Genomic DNA, 20,123 nt, shown 5'->3' with positions numbered 1-20,123 from the left:
GGACGCGCGTCGGTCGGCTTCCGATTAGTAGTCCATATCGGATAAGCAGCTACCCGACGCGCGAAGAATTGAATGATTCGACGATGCCTAGCGGCGCAGCGTCAGCCGGCCGCGCGAGGCACCGACAGAACCGCACCGCCAGCCGTGACGTCGTTGCTGTAGACGTAGCGGCCGAGCCGCGACTCGCCAAGGGCGTCGTTGGCCGCCTCCAGCGCCGCGCCGATAGACGGCAGGGACGCGCGGAACAGGCTCAGCACAAGCCAGTAGTCGTCATCGGACATGGCCTTGTCGGCCGCCCAATGCAGGCTGTCCAGCAGCTCCATGGCGTCACTGATCCGCGTGCCGATACGGTTGCGGTCGGGCCGGTTCACCTCGGCCACGAAGTCCGACGCGAGCGGCTGCACGGCATTCTTGTTCGTCTTTGCCATGACCGCCCCTCAGTGCGTCGTGCGCGGTTCGCGCGTGACGAGGCCGAGCGCCGCGAACAGGTGCTGTTGCACGCGCCCCATCAGGCCGGCCGCGAACGCTTGGCGGCTGATCGTCACGCGGTGCGCGTCGACGTCGCCTGCGTCCTGCATGGCGGCTTCCATGCCGCGCGCGAATGCGGCGGCTTGATGGGCCGCGTAGTCGTGCAGCCGCACATCGCCTTTCAGGTCGAGCCATGCGTCGGCGCAGATCGCGCCCAGGTCGACGGCGAATTGCAGCTCGATCGGAGCGCCGGTATCGAGCGGTGGGGCGTTGTCGAATCCGTCGACAACCGCGGTTCGGATGCGTTGATCAGTCATGGCATGCCTCCGGTTGCGCGGTACGGCGCATTTCGGCGGAATACCGGCTCGCGACGCTTTGCCCCATGTCGACTAGCGCTCGCTCGTAAGTGCCCTCAGCAAGATGCGAACGGACAGCATCGAACAGGGCTTCGAGCTGGGCGAACTGATGGGCCGCACACACGGCGATCATCGTGACTTCGTTCGGCAGGCGGTATTTAGACATGGCGCACCTCCAGAATCGACGCGAGGAGTTGCCCGACATCGATCGTGCAATCCAGCTCCGCTTCGCCGCGAATCGGCGTGAGGTTCCAGTCGTGCACGGCTGCATGCGTGAATTCGCCGGACCGCCGACCACAGACGCTACGCCCCGAGACGGGGCCGCCCAAGATCCGCACGCGCCAATCGTGATCGGGCGTCGGGCGAGCCGATGCCACCTCGACCAGCATGCCGATACGCGAGCGAGCATCGCATTTCGTGACGATCGCGAGATCGCCAATCTTGCAGCGCAGCTCAGCCATGGCGCACCTCCGCACGGACGAGCGCCGCGATTGTGGCCAGTGCCGCGCCGGTTGCGTCGAGCGCGTCTTGATACGTGCTGGCGGTTGCCGCGTCGCGCAGTGCTGCGCGGACGATGGATTGAATGAGGTGGGATTGCTGCCCGGTATGGGCGTGCGACGACTGGCGCATTGGGTGCGACCTCCTTTGGGTTTGGCTACAACCCGCTCCCCGGTTCCAATCGGGGTGGGCGGGCACATGACGGGGTTGGAACACCGGACCAAAGGAAACCGGCACGGCCGAAGCCGTCCCCGCCAAGGCCCACCCATAAAAGAAGGCGCGCGAAGGCGTGCGGACGAAAAAATACCGCCTGAGCGGCGGTTGTCCGCCTTTGGATTCGGGGTTCCACGCCCGGCCGCTTTTGTCTCAGCGACGGTCACAGGATACTGCGCACCGCCGCAATGCGCAAATCGAGGAAGGGACAGACTAAAGGCAACGGCGTGACGCGGCCGACTCGCCGTGCCCTTCATCACGGCAAAGTGACTTTGGTGCGGCGTCATGCAGGGGCCTTCGGATCGAGGAGAAATACCGCGATCTTGATGACGTCGGCTGCCTTTTTTAATCTAGAAGGCATGCGCCGACCATCGATCTCGAAAATGGCGGCCGCAGCCATCATGCCGCGAGCCGCTTCCTTACGATCCGTATCAACACAATGCTCGTGCGCCAACGCGTAGCGCTCATGTTGATGCTCGACCAATGTCCAATAGTGCTGGACTTCGGCAGCCTTTTGCGTCGCACGCGCGGACTCTAAATCAATGGCAGTTTGTTCCGCCAACTTGGTCGTGTCGCTCATGCTCATGCCTCACCTCGCTTCGCGCGAGTCACGAGCCACAACTCTACGTCCCGTTCGAGCCAGCCAACGGCACGAACGCCGAGTGCGATTGGCCGGGGAAACGTTCCTGCCTGAATTCGGCGATAGATTTCGCTCTTGCTCAAACCGACACGCTCAATAAGCGGTCGCATGCGGACGACTCGATTGCCGGACGTTGACGACAGATTTTCCATTCAAGCTCCTCATCTCTAGGAACCGTGCGGGACTGCACGGGCTAATACGAAGCTTGAAGCGAGATACGCGACTACCGTATCGATAATCGCGTTTCGGTTGCGTCAAACAAGACGATCGATACGTCAGTCGCGTTTTTCATGCTTTAACCCACTGAGCCAGTTTCGCTTTACCTTGCGCACGTGATCTGCCGTAACACCAAGTCGCGCGGCGATCTCTGAGCAAACGTGACGACCCTGGATATCTTCGCCATTGCGTCGCCGTCGAGTCAGTTCAGCTGAGATCTTCGTATTTGTCGCCCCGGCAAGTCGGGCCGCTTGGGCCGGCTTGATAGCCTTGCGTCGCTTTTGCTTAGCTTGTTCTTGTCGCTCTCGTTGCTCCACCTGAAGCGTGGCAAAGCGGGCCTGCAATACGTCATGCTGCTCGGTAATCTCTGCAATCTGCATATGCAATGCATTGATTCGCCCTACGAGCGCGGTCTCGGTTTCACGTCGCGCGTAGTGCACAACAGCTTCCAACGCGCGCCCGTTGAAAAGCTCGTGTTTCATCAACTCTTGGGCCGCGCGCGGGTTGCCCGAATCGACGCACTTGACCAGCAAGCCCGCGAGCAATCCTATGGCTTCACCTACCGGGACATTCGGTGGGATGAGGTCCCGCATTTGGCCGAACGGGCTTTCTCCGCCATCAGCAGCAAAAGGCTGCGACGCTCGTTGCTTTGCAGCAACTGCAGCGACAGAGAGGAGGCTTCTGGCGCGAGGAACTGGGCGCCGCGCGCGGGAGCCGGAGTGCAGTTTCTGTCTGGGAGTCGGTCGAGAAGTATTCGTACTTGGCAATCGTGCACCCTTCTGTGCGACGACCTTCTGAAGAGTGCCAAGCCAGCCGGTGAAGGTGTCCGGTTTTCAGGTGGCCGCCCTAGGCTTGACGGTATATATTTTCCCACGGCTCGTATCTCGTTCGCTATGTCGGAGACGAAGCGTGTGCGGCCGATTCATGACATGCGGAGTCGCGCATAGACATTGGGGGAGGTGCCAAATGCAGTTGAAGAACATCTCAGTCAAGAATTTTCGACTGTTACATGACGTAAATCTGATGTTGGAGAAGCAAACGACCGTAATCGTCGGGCGAAACAACAGCGGTAAGACTTCTTTGACCGAAGTGATGAAGCGACTGTTGGGGGATAGTAGCCCCTCGTTTCAGCTGGAAGATTTTTCGTTTGGTACCCATGAAATGTTCTGGGGTGCTCTTGCTGCGGCGGCACAGAATCCCGAGGAATCCGAGGTGCGTAAGGCACTACCCAGCATCGAAATTCAGCTAACTTTCAGCTACGAAATTGGCGAGCCGCTGGGACCCCTTAGTGAGTTCGTGATTGACCTAGATCCTGCTTGCACCGAAGCGCTCGTCGTCGCGCGCTATACGCTCCGCGATGGCAAGGTCAAAGAGTTGTTTACAGATCTGACGGTTCCTGACGCTGCGGCCGAACCAGAGCAGATAGAACATGCGAGGGTCGCTCTGTTTAAGGCGCTGCGTGATCGCGTTCCACGCTTGTTCGCCACGGTCTTCGTTGCAGTTGATCCCCACGACGCAACGAATGAAAAGATTGTTGATGGTTCTGCGGTGAAAGCACTGTGTGCTAGTGGATTCATCAACGCGCAGCGTGGCCTCGACGATATCAGTCAGAAGGATCGCGTTGTCATAGGCAAGGTGCTCGAAAATCTCTTCGCAACCGCCAAGACGAACGCAAAAGATGCGGAGGACCATGGTACCGCCGAGCAACTCGAACAGGCGGTCAGCGAGATTCAGGAAAAGATCGGCGCGGATTTCAATTTGAAACTCGACGCGTTACTGCCAGCGCTTTCGTTGTTTGGTTACCCAAGTCTCTCAGACCAGAAGCTGCATACCGAGACCACCCTTGATGTTTCCCGACTTCTCACGAATCACACTCGCGTGCGCTACAGCGGCATAAACGGAGTTCACTTGCCAGAGGCTTATAACGGCTTGGGAACGCGCAACATCATTTTGATCCTGCTTCAGCTGCGCGAGTTCTTCAAGCTCTATTCGGCAATGGAGCCGCGACCGAATGTACACATCGTTTTTGTCGAAGAACCGGAGGTTCACCTTCACCCACAGATGCAGGAAGTGTTCATTCGGAAGCTTGGAGAGATTGCGGCGCTGTTCAGCAAGGAAATGGGAGCGCCGTGGCCCGTGCAGTTCGTCGTCTCGACTCATTCCTCGCATGTCGCCAATGAGGCGCATTTCGAGGCGATACGGTATTTCCTGGCTGCTCATGATGCGAAAAGCGGAACGAGGAGAACCAACGTAAAAGACTTGCGCAAAGGGCTGGAAGGAAAGGGCGAACCAGACAGAACTTTCTTGCACCAATACATGACCTTAACGAGGTGCGACTTGTTCTTCGCGGATAAGGCTGTTCTGATCGAGGGAACGACGGAACGGCTCTTGCTACCCCGCATGATCAAGATGTTGGACGAAGGGCGAGCAGCAACCCAGAAAATCGGCAGCCAATATATTTCCGTGATTGAAGTTGGGGGGGCTTACGCACATATCTTCTTCGATCTCTTGATCTTTCTTGAAATTCGCACGCTTGTCGTAACCGATATCGACACAGTAAAGTCAAATGGGAAAGGTAAATACGTGTCGTGCGAAGTGCGTCAAGGTACACGCACCAGCAATGCATGTATCAAGGCGTGGTTTAAGAATGATGTCACTCCGGCAGAACTCATAGCGGCCGATGCAGCCACCAAAACGCATGCCAGCCGGCGAATCACGTTCCAATTGCCAGAGCAAGAGCATGGTCCCTGCGGCCGTAGTTTCGAAGATGCCTTCATGTTGGCAAATCCGAAGCTTTTCACATTTGCAGGGCCGGGAGCCTCGGAACGTGAGACACAGGCTTGGGAGGCAGCGAAAGAGGTAAAGAAGTCCGAATTTGCCCTGACTTACGCGCTGTCGACGGACATATGGCAGATCCCACGCTACATAGCCGAAGGGCTCAATTGGCTGGCTGAGAACAGTCCACCGCAGGCGGACGCCGCGCCACTGGCAATAGGAGTCGTCGTATGAGTGCAGATCTGCAACCAAGCCCAGCCCTCGTGGCGGCACAGGCCGCAGACAATCAAGTTGCAGAATGCTTGAAGGACGGCGCGAGCTTTCTGCTTGAAGCCGGCGCAGGGGCAGGAAAGACCTACTCCCTGGTTGAAACCCTGCGACGCCTGATTGCCACCGAAGGCGATAGATTACGCCGACGAAGCCAGCGCATCGCGTGCATAACTTATACGAACGCCGCTACAGCGGTCATCAATGGGCGGATCGACGGGAACCCGCTAGTATTTACCGATACGATCCATGCATTCTGTTGGTCGCTGATTAAGGGGTTTCAGGCTGCGCTACGGGAGCGTTTGGCGGCGCTGCCCGCATGGCAAGAACGTGTAGCCAACGGTCCCGCGCTAACAACTCAAACCGTCGATTATGATCTCGGATACCGGCGCCTCACCGACACGCTCGTGTCGCTGCATCACGACGATGTGTTGGCCTTGACAGCGGCATTGTTGCCACTATCAAAGTTTCAAACCATTCTGGCCGATCGTTACCCGTTCATCCTCGTCGACGAGTATCAAGACACCAACACTGAGATCATGCAGGCTATCCAGGCCAACCTGCTGGGGCGGGTCGGCGGGCCTCAGATTGGGCTGTTTGGAGATCACTGGCAACGTATTTACGAGGATACGTGCGGCCATGTTGAGCACGAGGTGCTGACGGAGATTGGCAAGAAGGCAAACTTCCGATCCGCAACCTCGATCGTCAACGTACTCAACAAGATTCGGTATGAACTACCGCAGGCTGTGAAGGACGAGCGTTTTCTGGGCTCGGCGGTGGTCTATCACACCAACGCGTGGGTCGGCGATCGACGGACCGGAGCCGGCGGCGGCCACTGGAAGGACGATTTGCCGGCGGAGATCGCACATCAGTTTCTTGAGGCGTGCATCGCAAAGCTGAAGGGCGACGGATGGGACTTCGCACCAGACAAAACGAAAGTCTTGATGCTGACACACAACGTTCTCGCTGCCGAACAAGGCTACGCCGCACTTGCGAAGGTGTTCACATACACGGATCAATTCATCAAGAAGGAAGACGACTACATCGCGTTTTTTGCTGATCGACTTGAGCCTGCTTGCGATGCTTTTCAACGCCGTCGCTATGGGGAGATGTTCGATATTCTGGGCGACACGGTGCCTCAGTTCACCACCCATGCCGACAAGTTACGGTGGTCGACGGTGATGAGTGAACTCTTGGCATTGCGCCAATCTGGAACGATCGGAGAGGTAGTCGCGCATATCACCGCGCACGGCTATATTAGATTGCCAGAGGCGATCGGCCGACGCGAGCATGAAGCGGATCACTTCGAGCCGGCTGCCCAAGAGGATTTGCCTGAACGCGTGGTCGTTACAAGAAACCTTAGAACTGTGCCGTATCGGGAGGTAATTGCGCTCGACCAGTTCATTGATGGCCATACACCGTTCGCCACAAAGCATAGCGTCAAGGGCGATCAGTTCGAGAATGTGCTTGTCGTACTCGGCCGTGGCTGGAACAAGTACAACTTTGATCAGTACCTTCAATGGGCTGGATCAGGCAATATCCCGCTCGACAAACGGGTCGCCTACGAACGCAATCGCAATCTTTTCTACGTGTCGTGCTCGCGGCCGACGACACGTCTGGCGTTGCTATTTACACAGAAGCTTTCGCCGGAGTCAATTCAGACCTTGCAGTCGTGGTTCGGTGCCGACGCCGTTCATGACTTCATGCCATGACCAAATGATGCGCGTCAGCTTCCCACCGGCGTTGTGTTGGGGCGCACACCGCGTCGGATCGGCTTATGCCATTCGCATCGGGCGAATCCCCGCATCCAAGCCGATCGGGGGGGCGTGTCCGAAACCGATCCCTTTCGGGCAGGGGCATTTTGCCCTGTCCGTAAATAAGGGTTGAAATGTTTTGGACATTGCCTTACATTCGGACATCTATTTCGTACAGATTGAATGCCCGATATGTCTCGAACCTTTGCCTATGCCCGTGTCAGTACGTCCGACCAGACCACCGCGAACCAGTTACGAGAGATCGAGGCGGCCGGCTTCTCGGTCGACAGGCGCCGCGTTGTGTCGGAAAGCATTTCGGGGAGCGTAAGCGCCGATCAGCGGCCGGGGTTTGCGCAGTTGCTCGTCAAGATGGAAGAAGGCGACGTGTTGATCGTGACGAAGCTCGACCGACTCGGCCGCAATGCGATGGACGTGCGGGCCACGGTCGAGGGATTGGCCGAACGCGGTATCCGGGTTCATTGTCTCGCCCTGGGGGGCGTCGATCTGACTAGCGCGGCCGGCCGGATGACGATGCAGGTGTTGAACGCGGTGGCCGAATTCGAGCGGGATCTGTTGATTGAGCGCACGCACGCTGGTATCGCTCGCGCGAAGGCGGAAGGCAAGGCGATGGGGCGGCCGTCCGCCCTGTCAAACGAGCAGCGGGCGGACGTGCTGCGCGAGTTGGACGCGGGGGCAAGCGTGGCCGCGCTTGCTCGGCGATTTGGCACGAGCCGCCAGACGATCATGCGGGTACGCGACGCGGTCTAAGCGGCGCGCGCCGTTCAACTCACGCCCTGCTAGTGCCCGGCTCAGCGGACCAAGCAGACACTGTCAGGTTGTCTGGCTCAGTTCGGCCAGATGCGGTCGTTCGAGCGGGGCCAACGCGCATGCCGGAGCGGCACTTGATGTCCGTACTCCGGTCACGTGCCCGTCGCGCGCTCGCCTATTGACCCATGCTCCGGAGATTGATAGGATGGCCTCACTTTCAAAACGCCCTCCCGGTCCGCCGGGAGGGCGTTTCGTTTTGGTTCCTGCAACCAAAATGGAACCCTGGAATGAAAGCCTCTCTTGAAATCCGATCTGGCTCGGATGCCGGTCTCGGGTATGTGCAGTATGGCAATGGTCCAATTCGCGTGCTGGTCATGCACGACTGGCTCGGCGACCATTCCAGCTACGATGCAGTCATGCCTTGGCTCGATGGCCATTCGTTTAGCTACGTTTTCGTCGATTTGCGCGGCTACGGGCAATCCATCAACCTGGACGGTGAATTCACGGTCGAGGAGATTGCAGCCGATTGCCTCATGCTCGCTGACCGACTGGGTTGGACGCACTTCCATATCGTCGGCCACTCGATGACCGGAATGGTCACGCAACGTATTTCGGCGGACGCGCCGTCCCGCGTCATAAGCGCGATCGCCGTATGTCCCGTTTCCGCAGCTGGAAATCGGTTGAGTCCTGATGCACTGGCTTTCTTTGCCAGCACCATGCAAGACGACGACGCCCTTCGGCGGTTGTTTCGCTTCGTCACCGGAGGACTGTCCGATTCGTGGGCTGAACGTAAGGCCCGACAAAGCCGCGACACAGTCTCACCTGACTGCCGGGCCAGATACCTCGAAATGCTCGTCACGGCGGACTTCGTCGATGACGTTCGGGGTCTTGAAACACCGTATTTGGTCATCGTCGGTGATAAGGATCCCGGACTGGATTCGGAGGCAATGGCGCGCACTTTTCTCGCATGGCATCCGAACGCAGAACTGCAAGTTATCCCCAACTGCGGTCATTACCCGATGCAGGAGTGCCCGCCATATTTCGCAACCGTTATCGAAGGCTTCTTGAAGCGCGGCGCCATTTGACTTGACTGGCCGAAGGAAAGCTGTAAGCGGACATATTCGGGCACGGGCCTGGATTGTCCGCAACGGGTCGATCACGGCCCTTGATGAGGTGACGTCCAGGCAATCTCAGACCTGATCTGCCTCCGACTGAGAGGTTAGGTCTGGACTTGCACATCTCGGTCCCCGAATCACCAATTTTGTCGCGATTATGCCGCGCTTGCTTGCGCCAATCACTGACGTGATGCGACGGTTGCAAAGTAACTTTTCATTGAACACAAGGCCAGCTTTTGCCGTTGCATCGGGGAGGGCTGCGGCACGGGAGTTTCTTTGCGCGCAGCGTTCCAGACCGCAGGGTGCTTCTCGACACGGCTGGCGTCATGCGACGTATTTGCCGGCTATCTCCAACTTTGTCTCCAAGTAAATGAGTGTTTTGGAGATACATTTGGAGATAGTTGGACCCTTGACCAGTAAGGCTTTCGGGGTGAATTGAGCATATATCTCCAAATCTCCAGAAGTTTTCTGTTCGGGCGGCCGATGATCGGCGACCTACGCCACAATTTTTCGCTCGATGGCCTCATCCGCATTGGCTCACCCGATTGGGGGTATGTTTGGGGGTTCATGTTCCAACCGTCGATTTCATTTTCGTTTTGAATCAACGGATTGGATATGGATTGTTGATCCTGCAGCCGCACCAAATCCGAAAAAAGGGTTACGGAGTTTTCCGTAACCCTTTTTTCGTTCATGGAGCCGCGCGCCGCGATGGCGCGAGCACCATCGTCATCCCCCTTTTCTCGTCACACCCGCGTCACGCTGCACCGCTAACGTTGCACGCTCCCGTCGCGGCAGCATTGTCGCGGTCGGGGTGTACGTGACCGCGTCCGACGCCGTGCCCGCGTCGCGCAGGCTCACCCGGGATCTCGCTCCCGCCAGCGCCTTGGCTGCTGCCGCGCATCCATTCCATTCGAAAACGCGATCGACGCCGATCAAACTGCATCGCGCACGATCAGGAGACACGAACCATGCTGAGCCCGCATGAATTCTCGATGCTGTTGCGCATTGCACGTGCGACCGACAGTGTCGACCTCGCGAACCCGGCCTTTGCCGTGCTCGTGGAAAAGCGGCTGGTCGACGATACGCAGGTCCGCGTGAATGAGGTAGCGGCGCGCCCGGCGCTGACGCCGATCGGCCAGATGCTGCTTTCCCGCTTCGACGAGGCGGCCTGACGGAAAAAGGAAAAGGGGAAGAAGGGAAGAAGGCGAGGAGAACGCTGCAACTGCGCGTCACGCCTTCGCCGCAGCGAAAACGTGACGCATTGATCACGCGCCGAACCGCTTACTGCGCGACCGGCACCGTCACGTCGCTGCCGAACCAGTGCATCGAGATCTTCTTCAGCGTGCCGTCCTTGCGCAGCGACTCGAGCGCGTCGTTGATCGCCTTCTCGAACTTCGGATTGCCCTTGCGGAACGGGATCGCCATTTCCTGCTTGCCGCCATTCAGCACCGCTCCCGAGCGCAGCGGCAGGTTCGACGTCTTGATCATGTACGGCAGCATCAGGCGGTCGTCGAGCGTCGCCTCGATCCGGCCCGCGGCGAGGTCGCGCAGCTTCTCCGGCGCGCCCGGATACGTCTGCACCTCGATGCCCGGCACGGTGCGCGCCATTTGGTCGTAGTTGGTGCCGAGCGTCACGCCGAGCTTCTTGCCCTTGAAGTCGTCGAGCGACTTGAAGTTGCGCGTGTCGTCCTTGCGCTGGATCAGCTGCGCGGCCGAGTACGTGTACGGCTCGCTGAAGTCGAGCGCCTCCTTGCGCTGCGGCGTGATCGTGACCTGGTTGACGATCACGTCGAACTTGCCGGCCTGCAGGCCGGCGATGATGCCGCTCCATTCGGTCGGGATGAACTGCGTCTTCACGCCGAGCTTGCCGGCGACCGCATTCGCGACGTCGACGTCGAAGCCCTCGAGCTGGCCGGACGTGCCGCGCGAGTTGAACGGCGGATAGGTGCCTTCGAGGCCGACGCGCAGCACGCCGGCCTTCTTCACGGAATCGAGCAAGTCGTCCGCGTGCGCGGCGACGGCCGTGAAGCCGAGGGCCGACGCGAGCAGCAGGCCCGACAGCAGGAACTTCGAACGTTTCATCGCAGATCTCCAGGGTTCAGTGTCGTGATGTGAGCGCCGGCTCTCGGTCGGACCCGGCGGCGGCCGGCATACGGGCACGTAGACACTACTCGCAACCGCGCCGCGCCGGAAGTCGAATTGGCCCTGATTGCAATCGATTTCATGGGGCGGGGAAGGGCATCGCTGCGGCGCGGGTCGGTTTCGGCGAGCGGTCAGTCGGTGAGGTCTGTCTATCAGGCTCCCGGGCGCGTTTGAAAATGTGCTTTTGAATCAGGCTACTTTGGAGGGATTCGTGCAAAGTTTTGCCTGTAAAATCGCGCAAGCAAAATGAAGCTGCGCCATCCGAGGGCGCGTCAAAAGAAGAAAAGGCCGTAGCCATGAACATGCAGAACACAATCGCCGCATTGCGCGGCGGGTTGCTTCAGCAGGACCGGTTGTTGAAGCTCGATACGCCATTGGGGAGCAACGTCCTGACCGTGCAGCGGGCAGTTGGCCGTTCGCGGATCGGGCGCGCATACGAATTCACGCTCGACGTGTTGTCGGCCGATAGCGATCTGGAGCTTAAAAAGCTGATCGCGCAGCCGGTCACGTTGTGGATTCAGCAAGGCGATCGCAGCTATCGGCCGGTGAATGGCTACGTGCACACCGCGCGTCGTCTGGGCGCCGACGGCGGGCTCACGACCTATCAGCTCGCGTTCGCCGATTTCACCCATTTCCTGAAGTTCCGTCGCGACCAGCGGATCTGGAACGATACGACCGTCGACCAGATCATCAGCGACGTGCTGAACCAGCATCCGCAGGCGAAAGGCCATTTCCGCTTTGCGCTGTCGAAGCCGTTGCCGAACCGCTCGTACACGCGACAGCACGACACCGACTGGCATTTCGTGCATCGGCTGATGGAGGACGAAGGGCTCTACTGTGCGTGGCAGCAGGCCGACGACGGCAAGTCGCACACGCTCGTGGTGACCGACAACCTGCAGGCGTTCGCGCCGCTGTCGCCGCAGACCGTGCGCTTCTATCGTGGCGGGGCGGCGAGCGAAGCCGATGCGTTCACGCAATGGTCGGGCACGCGCACGCTGCAGAGCGTCACGCGATCGACGCGCACGTTCGACTACAAGAATCCCGCGCAGCCGTCGAATCCGAAAGGCACGTCGCTGCCGACGATGGCCGGTCAGGGCGAATTGCCCGATCAACTCGAAGTCTACGAATACACCGGTGCGTACACGTATCTGGACCAGACGCGCGGCGATCATCTGACGAAGATCCGGATGGAGCAGTGGGAGTCGGAGGCGAAGCGTTTCCACGGCGCGGGTGGCGTGCGTGCGATCGATGCCGGCCGGCGCTTCACGCTGGCGGATCATCCCGAACACGATCGCGATCCGGCCGACCAGCGCGAATTCGCGGCGATCGGCGTCGAATGGTGGATCGAGAACAACCTGCCCGTTGCGAACGGCAGCGCGGATTTTCCGTACAGCCTGCGCGACGCGTTGACGCAAGCGCAGGAGGGCTACGGTGCCGACCCCGCGTTTCGCGTGCCGCACGACGACGGCTCGGTCGGCTTCTATCTCGTCGAGGTCGAAGCGCAGCGCGTGAGCGTGCCGTACCGCAGCCCGTTCGAGCATCGCAAGCCGGAGATGCACCTCGAGACGGCGATCGTCGTCGGGCCGCAGGGCGAGGAGGTTTATACCGACGAGCTGAACCGGATTCGCGTGCAGTTCGTGTGGGATCGCCTGAACCCGGGTAACGAGAACGCGTCGTGCTGGGTGCGCGTCGTGCAGTCGGATACGGGCGGCGGCTACGGCGGCGTGCACGTGCCGCGCATCGGTGAGGAAGTGCTGATCGACTACGTCGGCGGCGACTGCGACCGGCCGCTGGCCGTCGGGCGCGTGTACAACGGCGCGAACCAGCCGCAGTGGCATAGCGACGGGATTCTGTCCGGCTATCGGTCGAAGGAGTATTCGGGCGGCGGCTACAACCAGCTCGTGATGGACGACGCGACCGGGCAGAACCGCGTGCAACTGATGAGCAGCAGCGCGAACAGCCTGCTGCATCTCGGCTACATCATCGACCAGAACGGCAATGCGCGCGGATCGTATCTGGGCAGCGGTTTCGATCTGCGCTCGGATGCATATGGCGCGGTGCGGGCGAGCCAGGGCCTGTACGTGACGACCCACCCGAAGGCGGCGAACAGCCAGCCGCTCGACGTGAAGGAGGCGCAGCAGCAGCTCGTGGCGGGCGAGAGCCTGGTCGAGGCGATGTCGGGCGTGAGCGAGCAGCATCAGGCGGAGAGCCTGAAGGACGCGCAGGACACGATGCGCGCGTTCACGGACGCGACGCAGGACAGCCAGTCGGGCAGCGCGGCGGGCGGGCGCACGGCGGGCGGCGGCACCGGTAACGCGAACGCGTTCAAGGAGCCGGTGATGCTGTTCGGCAGCCCGTCGGGAATCGGGATGTCGACGCAGCAGTCGGTGCATATGGTCGCGAACGATCACGTGAACGTGGCGAGCGGGCAGAGCGTGCACGTGGCCGCGGGCAAGTCGCTGATCGGCAGCATCGGGCAGAAGCTGAGCCTGTTCGTGCAGAACGCGGGGATGAAGCTGTTCGCGGGCAAGGGCAAGGTCGAGATCCAGGCGCAGTCGGACAACATCGAGGTGACCGCGCAGAAGGCGGTGAGGGTAGTGTCGGCGACGGACCGGATCGAGATCGCAGCCGATCAGGGGATTCTGCTGACGAGCGGCGGCGGATATATCCGCATCAAGGACGGCAACATCGAGATTCATACGCCGGGCGCGGTCGATGTGAAAGGGGCGTCGCATACGTTCGCGGGGCCGGCGAGCATGGGGTATCCGCTGCCGAGCCCGCGGCCGGATCAACCGGGGCAGCTCGAACTGTTTCACAAGTACGTGAACGGCGAGGCGGTGAAGGGCGGCCTGTTCACGGTGAAGGACGTGAACGGCGCCGTGCTGAAGAAAGGCGCACTCGACAACAGCGGCTATACGGTCGTGAGCGGCTTGCCGCCCGGGGCGGTGCGCGTCGAATTCGGGAAAGACCCACGCGAGTCGGATCAGCCGGCGAACTATTTCAAGCAGGTGAAGTGGCCGGCGGAGCCCGTGCAACCGTCGCCCGAGGCCGCGCAGGCCGCGGCGAGCGGACAGCTCGCAAGTCAGCTGCAAGGGATGGCGCCGGCCGCGACGACCGCGGCGATGGGGCTGGTGAGCGGCGGCGGCGCGGGTGCGGCCCTCGGCGGGTTCGCGAGCGCCGCATTGCCGGCTGCTGCGACCGCGTTGGGTGGCGCCGGCGTGGCGTCCGCGTTGCAGACCGCGTCGAGCCTGAGCGGTGCGGCGAAGCAGGTGGCCGGGATGGTTCAGGCCGCCCGTCAGGGCGGGCTTGCCGCGCTGGCCGCGCCGGCTGCGAATGCGGCGTCCGGGGCGTTGCAGGGCGCGTTGCCCGGTGCATTGCCGGGCGTGGCCGGTATCGCGGGCAAGGGCGCCACGACCGTGGCCTCGGCCGCGGGCGCGACGGGCATGAAGCTGCCGACAAGCGGGTTTGGCGGACCGTTGAAATCCTGAGAGGACGGCTCGTCAGCCGTCTTGAAAAAAACGAATTGAACGAACGACGACATGGCACAACAACTTCCACCCGGTGCAGAGAAGGAACAGGCTGTTTCCTGGCTCAGCGATATTTCACCGAAAGACGTGGCGGCGGGGGGCGACCGTTTCAATAAGTGGTTGCTCAAGATCAGCGGCAATCACATTTCGTTCGAGGATCTCAAAACCGTCGCGAGTGCGGTGCCGATCATCGGCAACCTGATGGCGTTCTACGATGCCGTGTGCGACATCGTGACGATCGTCGAGAAGCGTCATGCCGATCTGCTCGATTACCTTGGACTCGCGATCAACCTGATCGGGGTCATTCCGGTTCCGCCGCCGCTGGCGTCGTTCCGACTGTCGGCGCGGCCGCTGTTGGCGCTTGTGCGCAATCAGTTGCTGGTGTCTCGCGGCAATCTAGGGGCGGCGATCATTGGCGTGCTCGTTGCACACGTCAACGCCGCGGCCGCGACGGAAATCGAGAACTTCCTGAAGACGTTGCAGGAAGTTCTTGTCGATCTGCTGAATGACTGCGCGGCCAAGGCGCAGGAATTGATGGTCGGTATTGCCAGCGGACTCGAGCTTGCCCTCAAAGGGCAGATTTTCGACAGTAGTGCGAACGTGCGACGTACGCAGCAGATCGCGCGGAAGATGGGCGAGCGATCCTGGTACAACCCGAAGCTCTTGGTCGATGCGTTCGAGTACGGTTGCGAAGGTTCGATCGCGTTGGGCAAGGAAGCCGGAAACGCGACGGTCGGGACCGCCGCGAAGCTGGCGCCGGATTCGTGGCTCCAACCGTTTCGCGATATCGTCGCCTTCCTGAAGACTGAAGCGCCGAAAGTCGCGAAGGCCATCCGTGATCTGAATGGCAGCGAAGAAGGCAAGATGCTCTGGCTGATCGCGCAAGTGATCGAGGCCGTGGCAAGGGTGCGGGCGAGCGGCAAGCTTCGTGAAAAGACCGCCGACGTGCCGACTGGCGGCAAGGGAAGGGCACATCATGATCGCCCGCAGGAGCCGGTGGGTGCGGTCGAGCAGCATGCGCATCCGGAGGGGCCTGGCCAGAGCCCCTGCAAAGGTTGCGGGGTCGGCGCGTCGACCGGATCGATCGATTTCGCTTTCGGCGATGAGACGTTCACGCATACGGATTTTGAGCTGCCCGGCGCATTGCCGCTTGTCTGGGCGCGTACTTATCGGTCACGCCTGTCCGCATACGACACCGGAGAACTCGGCGCGCGATGGATTACGCCGTACACGACGCGCATCGATATAGAAGGCGACACATGGTTCTACCGTGATGCCAGCGGGCGCAGCATTGAGTATCGCGCGCTCGCAGCCGGAAGCGTGCATGACGATCTCTCGGAAAACCTGACGCTGTCGCGACTCGACGATACGTGGGTGACGATTGCGTACGGCCATGACGAGTTGCACGTGTATGAACGGCGTGGCAACGCGTTCAGGCTGGCGATGCAGAAAGATCGCGCGGGTAACACGATCACGCTCGACTACGATGCGCTCGACCACGTGGCGCGCCTGATTGATGCGAGCGGTAACGTGCTGTCGTTCGAGCACGACAAGCACGGCCGGATCGTACTGATCGAACAGGTGCTCGAAGACGGTAAGCGCCGCACGCTCGCGAGCTACGCCTATGACGAAGCGGCCGACTTGGTCCGCGCAACCGATCGGCACGGCAACGCGTGGAACTACCAGTACGACCGACATCTAGTGACGCGCTACACCGATCGTACCGGCCGTGGGATGTCGCTTGAATGGGACGGCGCGGACGCTGTCGACAACGCGAATGCGAAATGCGTGCGCGAGTACGCGGACGATGGCAGCCTCGATATCCGTCTTGCGTGGCATCCGAACATTCGATTGACCTACGTGACCGATGCGCTCGGTCAGACGACGCGTTATTACTTCAACATCAAGGGCTATGTTTATCGGATCGCCTATCCGGATGGGAATGAGGAGTGGTTCCGCCGCGACGAGCACAACAATCTGACGTTGCACATTCTGCCGGACGGCAGCGTCGAGCAGATGCGTTACGACGCGCGCGGTAACCGGACGTGGCACGAGCGCGCTGACGGTAGCATTGTCGAAATGGCATACGACGACAAGGACCAGATGATCCGGCTCGTCGATCCGAACGGGCATGTCTGGCAGCGCAAGTACGACGATGCGGGCAATCTCGTCGAGGAAATCGATCCGCTCGAGCACGCGACGAAGTACAGCTATAACGACAAGGGGCTGCCGACACAGATCACCGATGCCAAAGGCGGATCGAAGGCACTCGAATACAACGCCGCCGGGCAATTGACCGGCTACACGGACTGCTCCGGAAAGAAGACGGCGTGGCGCTACGACGATATCGGGCGTGCGATCGAGACAAAGGATGCTTCCGGGGGCGTCGTTGCTTATGCATATGGCCCGAACGGCCAGTTGACGGAGATTCGTTCGCCGGCCGGCGTCGAACACGTGCAGTACGATGCTGAAGGTCGGTTGCTTGGGCATACGGATCAACTCAATCGGTCGACGCGATATGGCTACGATGCCGTTGGCCGTATCGCGAGCCGCGCGGACGCGCTCGGGCAGACGATCGCGTATCGCTACGACCGTCTCGGGCGCTTGACTGCCCTGACCGATGCCAACTTTGCGACGTACCAGTTCCGCTACGATCCGGCAGGGCGGCTGATCGAGGAAATCGGCTTCGACGGCAAGTCGACGCGTTATCAGTACGATCCCGACAGCGGCAGTCTCGTTTCGATCGATGAAGCGGGTTGCGTGACGTCGGTCGACGTCGATGCGAACGGCCGTCTGCTGAAGCGCATCGCGGGTGACAGCGAGGAACGGTTCGCCTACGATCCGAGCGGCAGGTTGATCGACGCGGTGAATCGCTACAGCCGCGTGCAGTTCTTCTTTGATCCGGTTGGCAATCTGGTGCGTGAACATCACGCTTACGATCTGTTCGGCGACCGGCGCAGCTACGTGTGGCATCACGAATACGACGAACTCGGCAATCGGCGGCGTACCGTTCGGCCGGACGGGCATGCGGTCGACTGGCTGATGTATGGCTCGGGGCATGTGCACGGGATGCTGCTCGACGGCGAGGAGCGTGTGCAGTTCGAGCGCGATGACTTGCATCGCGAGACGGTTCGTGTGCTGTCGAGCAAGGTCGGGCAGCGCACGCACTACGATCCGGCAGGGCGCGTGCTGCAGCAGACGATCCAGCGGTCGACGTCGCCTGCGCCGCTTGCCGAGCGGCGGTATCGCTATGATGCAGCCGGGCAGTTGTCGCGAATTGAGGACAGCCGCAAGGGCGGGACCGACTATCGATACGATCCGGTCGGGCGTTTGATCGAGGCGGTCAGTCCCGTCGCGAAGGAGCGGTTCGCGTTCGATCCGGCGAGCAACATCATCGATCCGGTGCGGATTGCGGAGACGCCTGCATCGCGTCCGAGCCCGGTGCGGCCGGAAAGCACGTTGCCGGTCGAGGTGCCGAAGGTGCTCGGGAACCTGCTGAAGGCGTACGCGGGAATGCACTTCGAGTACGACGCACGCGGAAATCTGGTGCGCAAGCGCACGCCTGCGGGGCAGCAGGAATACGAGTGGGATGAATTCAATCGCTTGCTGTCTGCGCGGGTTGCCGAGACGGCGCGGCAGAGTCAGGCGCGGTATTTCTATGACGCGTTCGGTCGTCGTATTGCGAAGGAGGTGAACGGCGAGCGGACGGTGTTCGGGTGGGATGGCGACACGCTGGCGTACGAGAGTGATGGCGAGCGCGGCACGCACTATCTGTACGAGCCGGGGACGTTCGTGCCGCTGGCGCAGTATGTGGCGGGGCCGGTTGAGGGGATCGCGACGCCGGTATGGACGAGTACCGACCGCTATGTGCCCGAGGAAGACCCGCTGCAGAAGGTGCCGGAGCGGCGGGGCGACGCGGTGGTGTTCTATTACCACTGCGATCAGATCGGTACGCCGCAGCTTCTAACGGACGATGATGGTGATGTGGTCTGGGAAGCGTCGTACAAGGCGTGGGGCGAAGCGCGGGAGGTGATTGCGCGGGCGTCGAAGGCGGCGGGGATTGTGGCTAAGAATCCGCTGCGGTTTCAGGGGCAGCAGGGCGATGACGAGACGGGGCTGCATTACAACCGGCATCGGTACTACGATTCCGGAAGTGGGCGCTTCGTTAGCAAGGACCCGATTGGGCTGCCTGGCGGGATCAATCTCTATCAATATGCTGATAACCCAACAGGGTGGATCGACCCGCTCGGCCTTGCTCGCTGCCCTTGCGATCCGTGTGGTAAGTCTCGTCGGTCAAGCTTGAGAGATATTCGTCGACAGCTTGGCATCCCCTTGTCTCAACAGCCCATCAGTCAGAAAATGGTCCCGTTGACGGATTCCAGCGGGAATTGGCTTCTTGGTGACAACAACAAGCCCGTTATGACACGGGAACTCACCTATCAGGTCGGTGGTAGAAATGTGGTCATCCAGGACCATTCCGCAGGCCACGTGTTCGGAGAAGGGGGGATCGGCGATCAACCGTCACACCACAACGTGCGCCCCGAAGAAAACACCCGTACAGGAAAGATCCAAGGAATGGATGATCACTATTACTTCGACTGCCGGAACAAGAAATGAACCTGATACAGCGGATCATGAATCCACAAGCCCTTACGGCGCTTTATGGGAGCGAAGCACCGCTTGATGGTGCCGAGATCGTCGAGATTCAGCTCAAGCGGGACGAACCTCGAGTGTCGGTGAGAATCATGACCACTCAGAAGCCTTTTTCTCAGCCGAGCCGATGGCCGAAAAACTATGACGTCGTCTATCTGAGCTTGTCATTTATCGGTGTTTCCGGCCTTTCCATCGGAGGGTGGGGGTACGACAACATTGTTGCGGCGTTTGTATCGACCGTCGCGGACAATGTTGCTTCGATAACGATCAATTGCAAGGAAGGTGCGTCGATTGCATTGAAGTACGACTGGGTTCGCGTGGAGGGAATCACATACGGCGATCTAGGTAGCGCCTAACTTTTATCAAGGCGCGCCGAGTCCGGCACGGTGGATTGATCCGTTGGGCTGTCGACGCAATGTGTGAAGTGCCTACCAAGTTGCAGTGACTATACGTCCCGTGGGTCGAAAAATGAGGAGGAGATAGCACGTGAGTTTTCCGGGCAGATCAATCAGAATTCAGTGACGTTCTCGACATCGACCATGCAGGGCTACATCGATTTGCAAGGAGCATCGTATTTCGACAAAGCTACTGGTGTTGATATTCCAACTCCGCATGTCCAGACTCGGAAAATAAATGTTGATCCAAAAAACGGTCAAGTGACCACGTCGAAAAGGACAGCGGTTACGAGGGCTGCGACCAAGCAAGATATTCGAGTGGCTAGGGAACTGGCA

The 20,123-nt window shown here is 60.3% G+C and carries 17 protein-coding genes; 8 read left to right on the top strand and 9 right to left on the bottom strand.

Annotated elements, in window-relative coordinates; genetic code table 11:
• Positions 1-101: 101 nt before the first annotated feature.
• The 8 genes from HWX07_RS32410 to HWX07_RS32375 all read right to left on the bottom strand — a co-directional run bounded on the left by HWX07_RS32410 (position 102) and on the right by HWX07_RS32375 (position 2,984).
• A complete protein-coding gene (locus tag HWX07_RS32410) occupies positions 102-428 on the bottom strand; it encodes a hypothetical protein (RefSeq protein ID WP_009906778.1) in 327 nt (108 codons plus the stop codon).
• A gap of 9 nt (positions 429-437) precedes the next feature.
• Entirely contained in the window at positions 438-785 is a 348-nt protein-coding gene (locus HWX07_RS32405) for a hypothetical protein (RefSeq protein ID WP_009908645.1), read from the bottom strand.
• Entirely contained in the window at positions 778-990 is a 213-nt protein-coding gene (locus HWX07_RS32400; RefSeq protein ID WP_124482805.1) for a hypothetical protein, read from the bottom strand. Before HWX07_RS32400 ends, HWX07_RS32405 begins: the two co-directional genes overlap by 8 nt.
• The gene (locus tag HWX07_RS32395; protein ID WP_175879123.1) at positions 983-1,285 is read right to left on the bottom strand and encodes a hypothetical protein; all 303 of its coding nucleotides are present in this window, start codon (positions 1,283-1,285) and stop codon (positions 983-985) included. The genes HWX07_RS32400 and HWX07_RS32395 overlap by 8 nt, the downstream gene beginning before the upstream one ends.
• Positions 1,278-1,454 carry a hypothetical protein gene (locus tag HWX07_RS32390; RefSeq protein WP_175879121.1) on the bottom strand — a complete coding sequence of 59 codons (177 nt, stop codon included), beginning with the start codon at positions 1,452-1,454 and terminating at the stop codon, positions 1,278-1,280. Before HWX07_RS32390 ends, HWX07_RS32395 begins: the two co-directional genes overlap by 8 nt.
• 364 nt (positions 1,455-1,818) lie before the next feature.
• Positions 1,819-2,115: a hypothetical protein gene (locus HWX07_RS32385; protein WP_146254839.1), complete on the bottom strand. Its 297-nt coding sequence runs from the start codon at positions 2,113-2,115 to the stop codon at positions 1,819-1,821.
• A gap of 2 nt (positions 2,116-2,117) precedes the next feature.
• Entirely contained in the window at positions 2,118-2,285 is a 168-nt protein-coding gene (locus HWX07_RS32380; protein WP_162631670.1) for an AlpA family phage regulatory protein, read from the bottom strand.
• Positions 2,286-2,450: 165 nt separating this feature from the next.
• On the bottom strand, positions 2,451-2,984 hold the full coding sequence (locus tag HWX07_RS32375; RefSeq protein WP_038712382.1) for a hypothetical protein: 534 nt from the start codon (positions 2,982-2,984) through the stop codon (positions 2,451-2,453).
• Positions 2,985-3,357: 373 nt separating this feature from the next.
• On the opposite strand from HWX07_RS32375, the gene HWX07_RS32370 reads away from it, so the two are divergent.
• The 5 genes from HWX07_RS32370 to HWX07_RS32350 all read left to right on the top strand — a co-directional run bounded on the left by HWX07_RS32370 (position 3,358) and on the right by HWX07_RS32350 (position 10,242).
• The gene (locus HWX07_RS32370; RefSeq protein WP_146254840.1) at positions 3,358-5,400 is read left to right on the top strand and encodes an ATP-dependent endonuclease; all 2,043 of its coding nucleotides are present in this window, start codon (positions 3,358-3,360) and stop codon (positions 5,398-5,400) included.
• On the top strand, positions 5,397-7,145 hold the full coding sequence (locus tag HWX07_RS32365) for a UvrD-helicase domain-containing protein (RefSeq protein ID WP_175879119.1): 1,749 nt from the start codon (positions 5,397-5,399) through the stop codon (positions 7,143-7,145). Before HWX07_RS32370 ends, HWX07_RS32365 begins: the two co-directional genes overlap by 4 nt.
• Before the next feature lie 234 nt (positions 7,146-7,379).
• The gene (locus tag HWX07_RS32360; RefSeq protein WP_175879117.1) at positions 7,380-7,955 is read left to right on the top strand and encodes a recombinase family protein; all 576 of its coding nucleotides are present in this window, start codon (positions 7,380-7,382) and stop codon (positions 7,953-7,955) included.
• Between the two features lie 287 nt (positions 7,956-8,242).
• The gene (locus HWX07_RS32355; protein WP_175879115.1) at positions 8,243-9,040 is read left to right on the top strand and encodes an alpha/beta hydrolase; all 798 of its coding nucleotides are present in this window, start codon (positions 8,243-8,245) and stop codon (positions 9,038-9,040) included.
• 998 nt (positions 9,041-10,038) lie between these two features.
• Positions 10,039-10,242, top strand: a complete 204-nt coding sequence (locus HWX07_RS32350; RefSeq protein WP_175879114.1) for a hypothetical protein — start codon at positions 10,039-10,041, stop codon at positions 10,240-10,242.
• 109 nt (positions 10,243-10,351) lie between these two features.
• Here HWX07_RS32350 and HWX07_RS32345 read toward each other — a convergent pair whose 3' ends face one another.
• Positions 10,352-11,152, bottom strand: a complete 801-nt coding sequence (locus HWX07_RS32345; protein ID WP_006477105.1) for a cystine ABC transporter substrate-binding protein — start codon at positions 11,150-11,152, stop codon at positions 10,352-10,354.
• A gap of 356 nt (positions 11,153-11,508) precedes the next feature.
• Here HWX07_RS32345 and HWX07_RS32340 point away from each other — a divergent pair, with 356 nt between their 5' ends.
• Genes HWX07_RS32340 through HWX07_RS32330 form a run of 3 tightly spaced genes read left to right on the top strand, consistent with a single transcriptional unit; the run spans position 11,509 to position 19,748 of the window.
• A complete protein-coding gene (locus tag HWX07_RS32340; protein WP_175879112.1) occupies positions 11,509-14,700 on the top strand; it encodes a type VI secretion system Vgr family protein in 3,192 nt (1,063 codons plus the stop codon).
• A gap of 51 nt (positions 14,701-14,751) precedes the next feature.
• Positions 14,752-19,356, top strand: a complete 4,605-nt coding sequence (locus HWX07_RS32335) for an RHS repeat-associated core domain-containing protein (protein ID WP_175879110.1) — start codon at positions 14,752-14,754, stop codon at positions 19,354-19,356.
• Positions 19,353-19,748 carry an immunity 50 family protein gene (locus tag HWX07_RS32330; protein WP_175879109.1) on the top strand — a complete coding sequence of 132 codons (396 nt, stop codon included), beginning with the start codon at positions 19,353-19,355 and terminating at the stop codon, positions 19,746-19,748. Before HWX07_RS32335 ends, HWX07_RS32330 begins: the two co-directional genes overlap by 4 nt.
• The last annotated feature ends 375 nt before the right edge of the window (positions 19,749-20,123 follow it).

This window comes from Burkholderia sp. BCC0097 (assembly GCF_902832985.1).
Taxonomy (GTDB): domain Bacteria; phylum Pseudomonadota; class Gammaproteobacteria; order Burkholderiales; family Burkholderiaceae; genus Burkholderia; species Burkholderia orbicola.
The sequence above is the reverse complement of the archived record's forward strand: the minus strand, read 5'-3'. Positions and strand labels throughout refer to the sequence as shown.

Bases quoted from the DNA above. Each gene is read 5' to 3' on its own strand.
- HWX07_RS32410 (WP_009906778.1), bottom strand. From the start codon at position 428: ATGGCAAAGACGAACAAGAATGCCGTGCAGCCGCTCGCGTCGGACTTC.
- HWX07_RS32405 (WP_009908645.1), bottom strand. From the start codon at position 785: ATGACTGATCAACGCATCCGAACCGCGGTTGTCGACGGATTCGACAAC.
- HWX07_RS32400 (WP_124482805.1), bottom strand. From the start codon at position 990: ATGTCTAAATACCGCCTGCCGAACGAAGTCACGATGATCGCCGTGTGT.
- HWX07_RS32395 (WP_175879123.1), bottom strand. From the start codon at position 1,285: ATGGCTGAGCTGCGCTGCAAGATTGGCGATCTCGCGATCGTCACGAAA.
- HWX07_RS32390 (WP_175879121.1), bottom strand. From the start codon at position 1,454: ATGCGCCAGTCGTCGCACGCCCATACCGGGCAGCAATCCCACCTCATT.
- HWX07_RS32385 (WP_146254839.1), bottom strand. From the start codon at position 2,115: ATGAGCGACACGACCAAGTTGGCGGAACAAACTGCCATTGATTTAGAG.
- HWX07_RS32380 (WP_162631670.1), bottom strand. From the start codon at position 2,285: ATGCGACCGCTTATTGAGCGTGTCGGTTTGAGCAAGAGCGAAATCTAT.
- HWX07_RS32375 (WP_038712382.1), bottom strand. From the start codon at position 2,984: ATGCGGGACCTCATCCCACCGAATGTCCCGGTAGGTGAAGCCATAGGA.
- HWX07_RS32370 (WP_146254840.1), top strand. From the start codon at position 3,358: ATGCAGTTGAAGAACATCTCAGTCAAGAATTTTCGACTGTTACATGAC.
- HWX07_RS32365 (WP_175879119.1), top strand. From the start codon at position 5,397: ATGAGTGCAGATCTGCAACCAAGCCCAGCCCTCGTGGCGGCACAGGCC.
- HWX07_RS32360 (WP_175879117.1), top strand. From the start codon at position 7,380: ATGTCTCGAACCTTTGCCTATGCCCGTGTCAGTACGTCCGACCAGACC.
- HWX07_RS32355 (WP_175879115.1), top strand. From the start codon at position 8,243: ATGAAAGCCTCTCTTGAAATCCGATCTGGCTCGGATGCCGGTCTCGGG.
- HWX07_RS32350 (WP_175879114.1), top strand. From the start codon at position 10,039: ATGCTGAGCCCGCATGAATTCTCGATGCTGTTGCGCATTGCACGTGCG.
- HWX07_RS32345 (WP_006477105.1), bottom strand. From the start codon at position 11,152: ATGAAACGTTCGAAGTTCCTGCTGTCGGGCCTGCTGCTCGCGTCGGCC.
- HWX07_RS32340 (WP_175879112.1), top strand. From the start codon at position 11,509: ATGAACATGCAGAACACAATCGCCGCATTGCGCGGCGGGTTGCTTCAG.
- HWX07_RS32335 (WP_175879110.1), top strand. From the start codon at position 14,752: ATGGCACAACAACTTCCACCCGGTGCAGAGAAGGAACAGGCTGTTTCC.
- HWX07_RS32330 (WP_175879109.1), top strand. From the start codon at position 19,353: ATGAACCTGATACAGCGGATCATGAATCCACAAGCCCTTACGGCGCTT.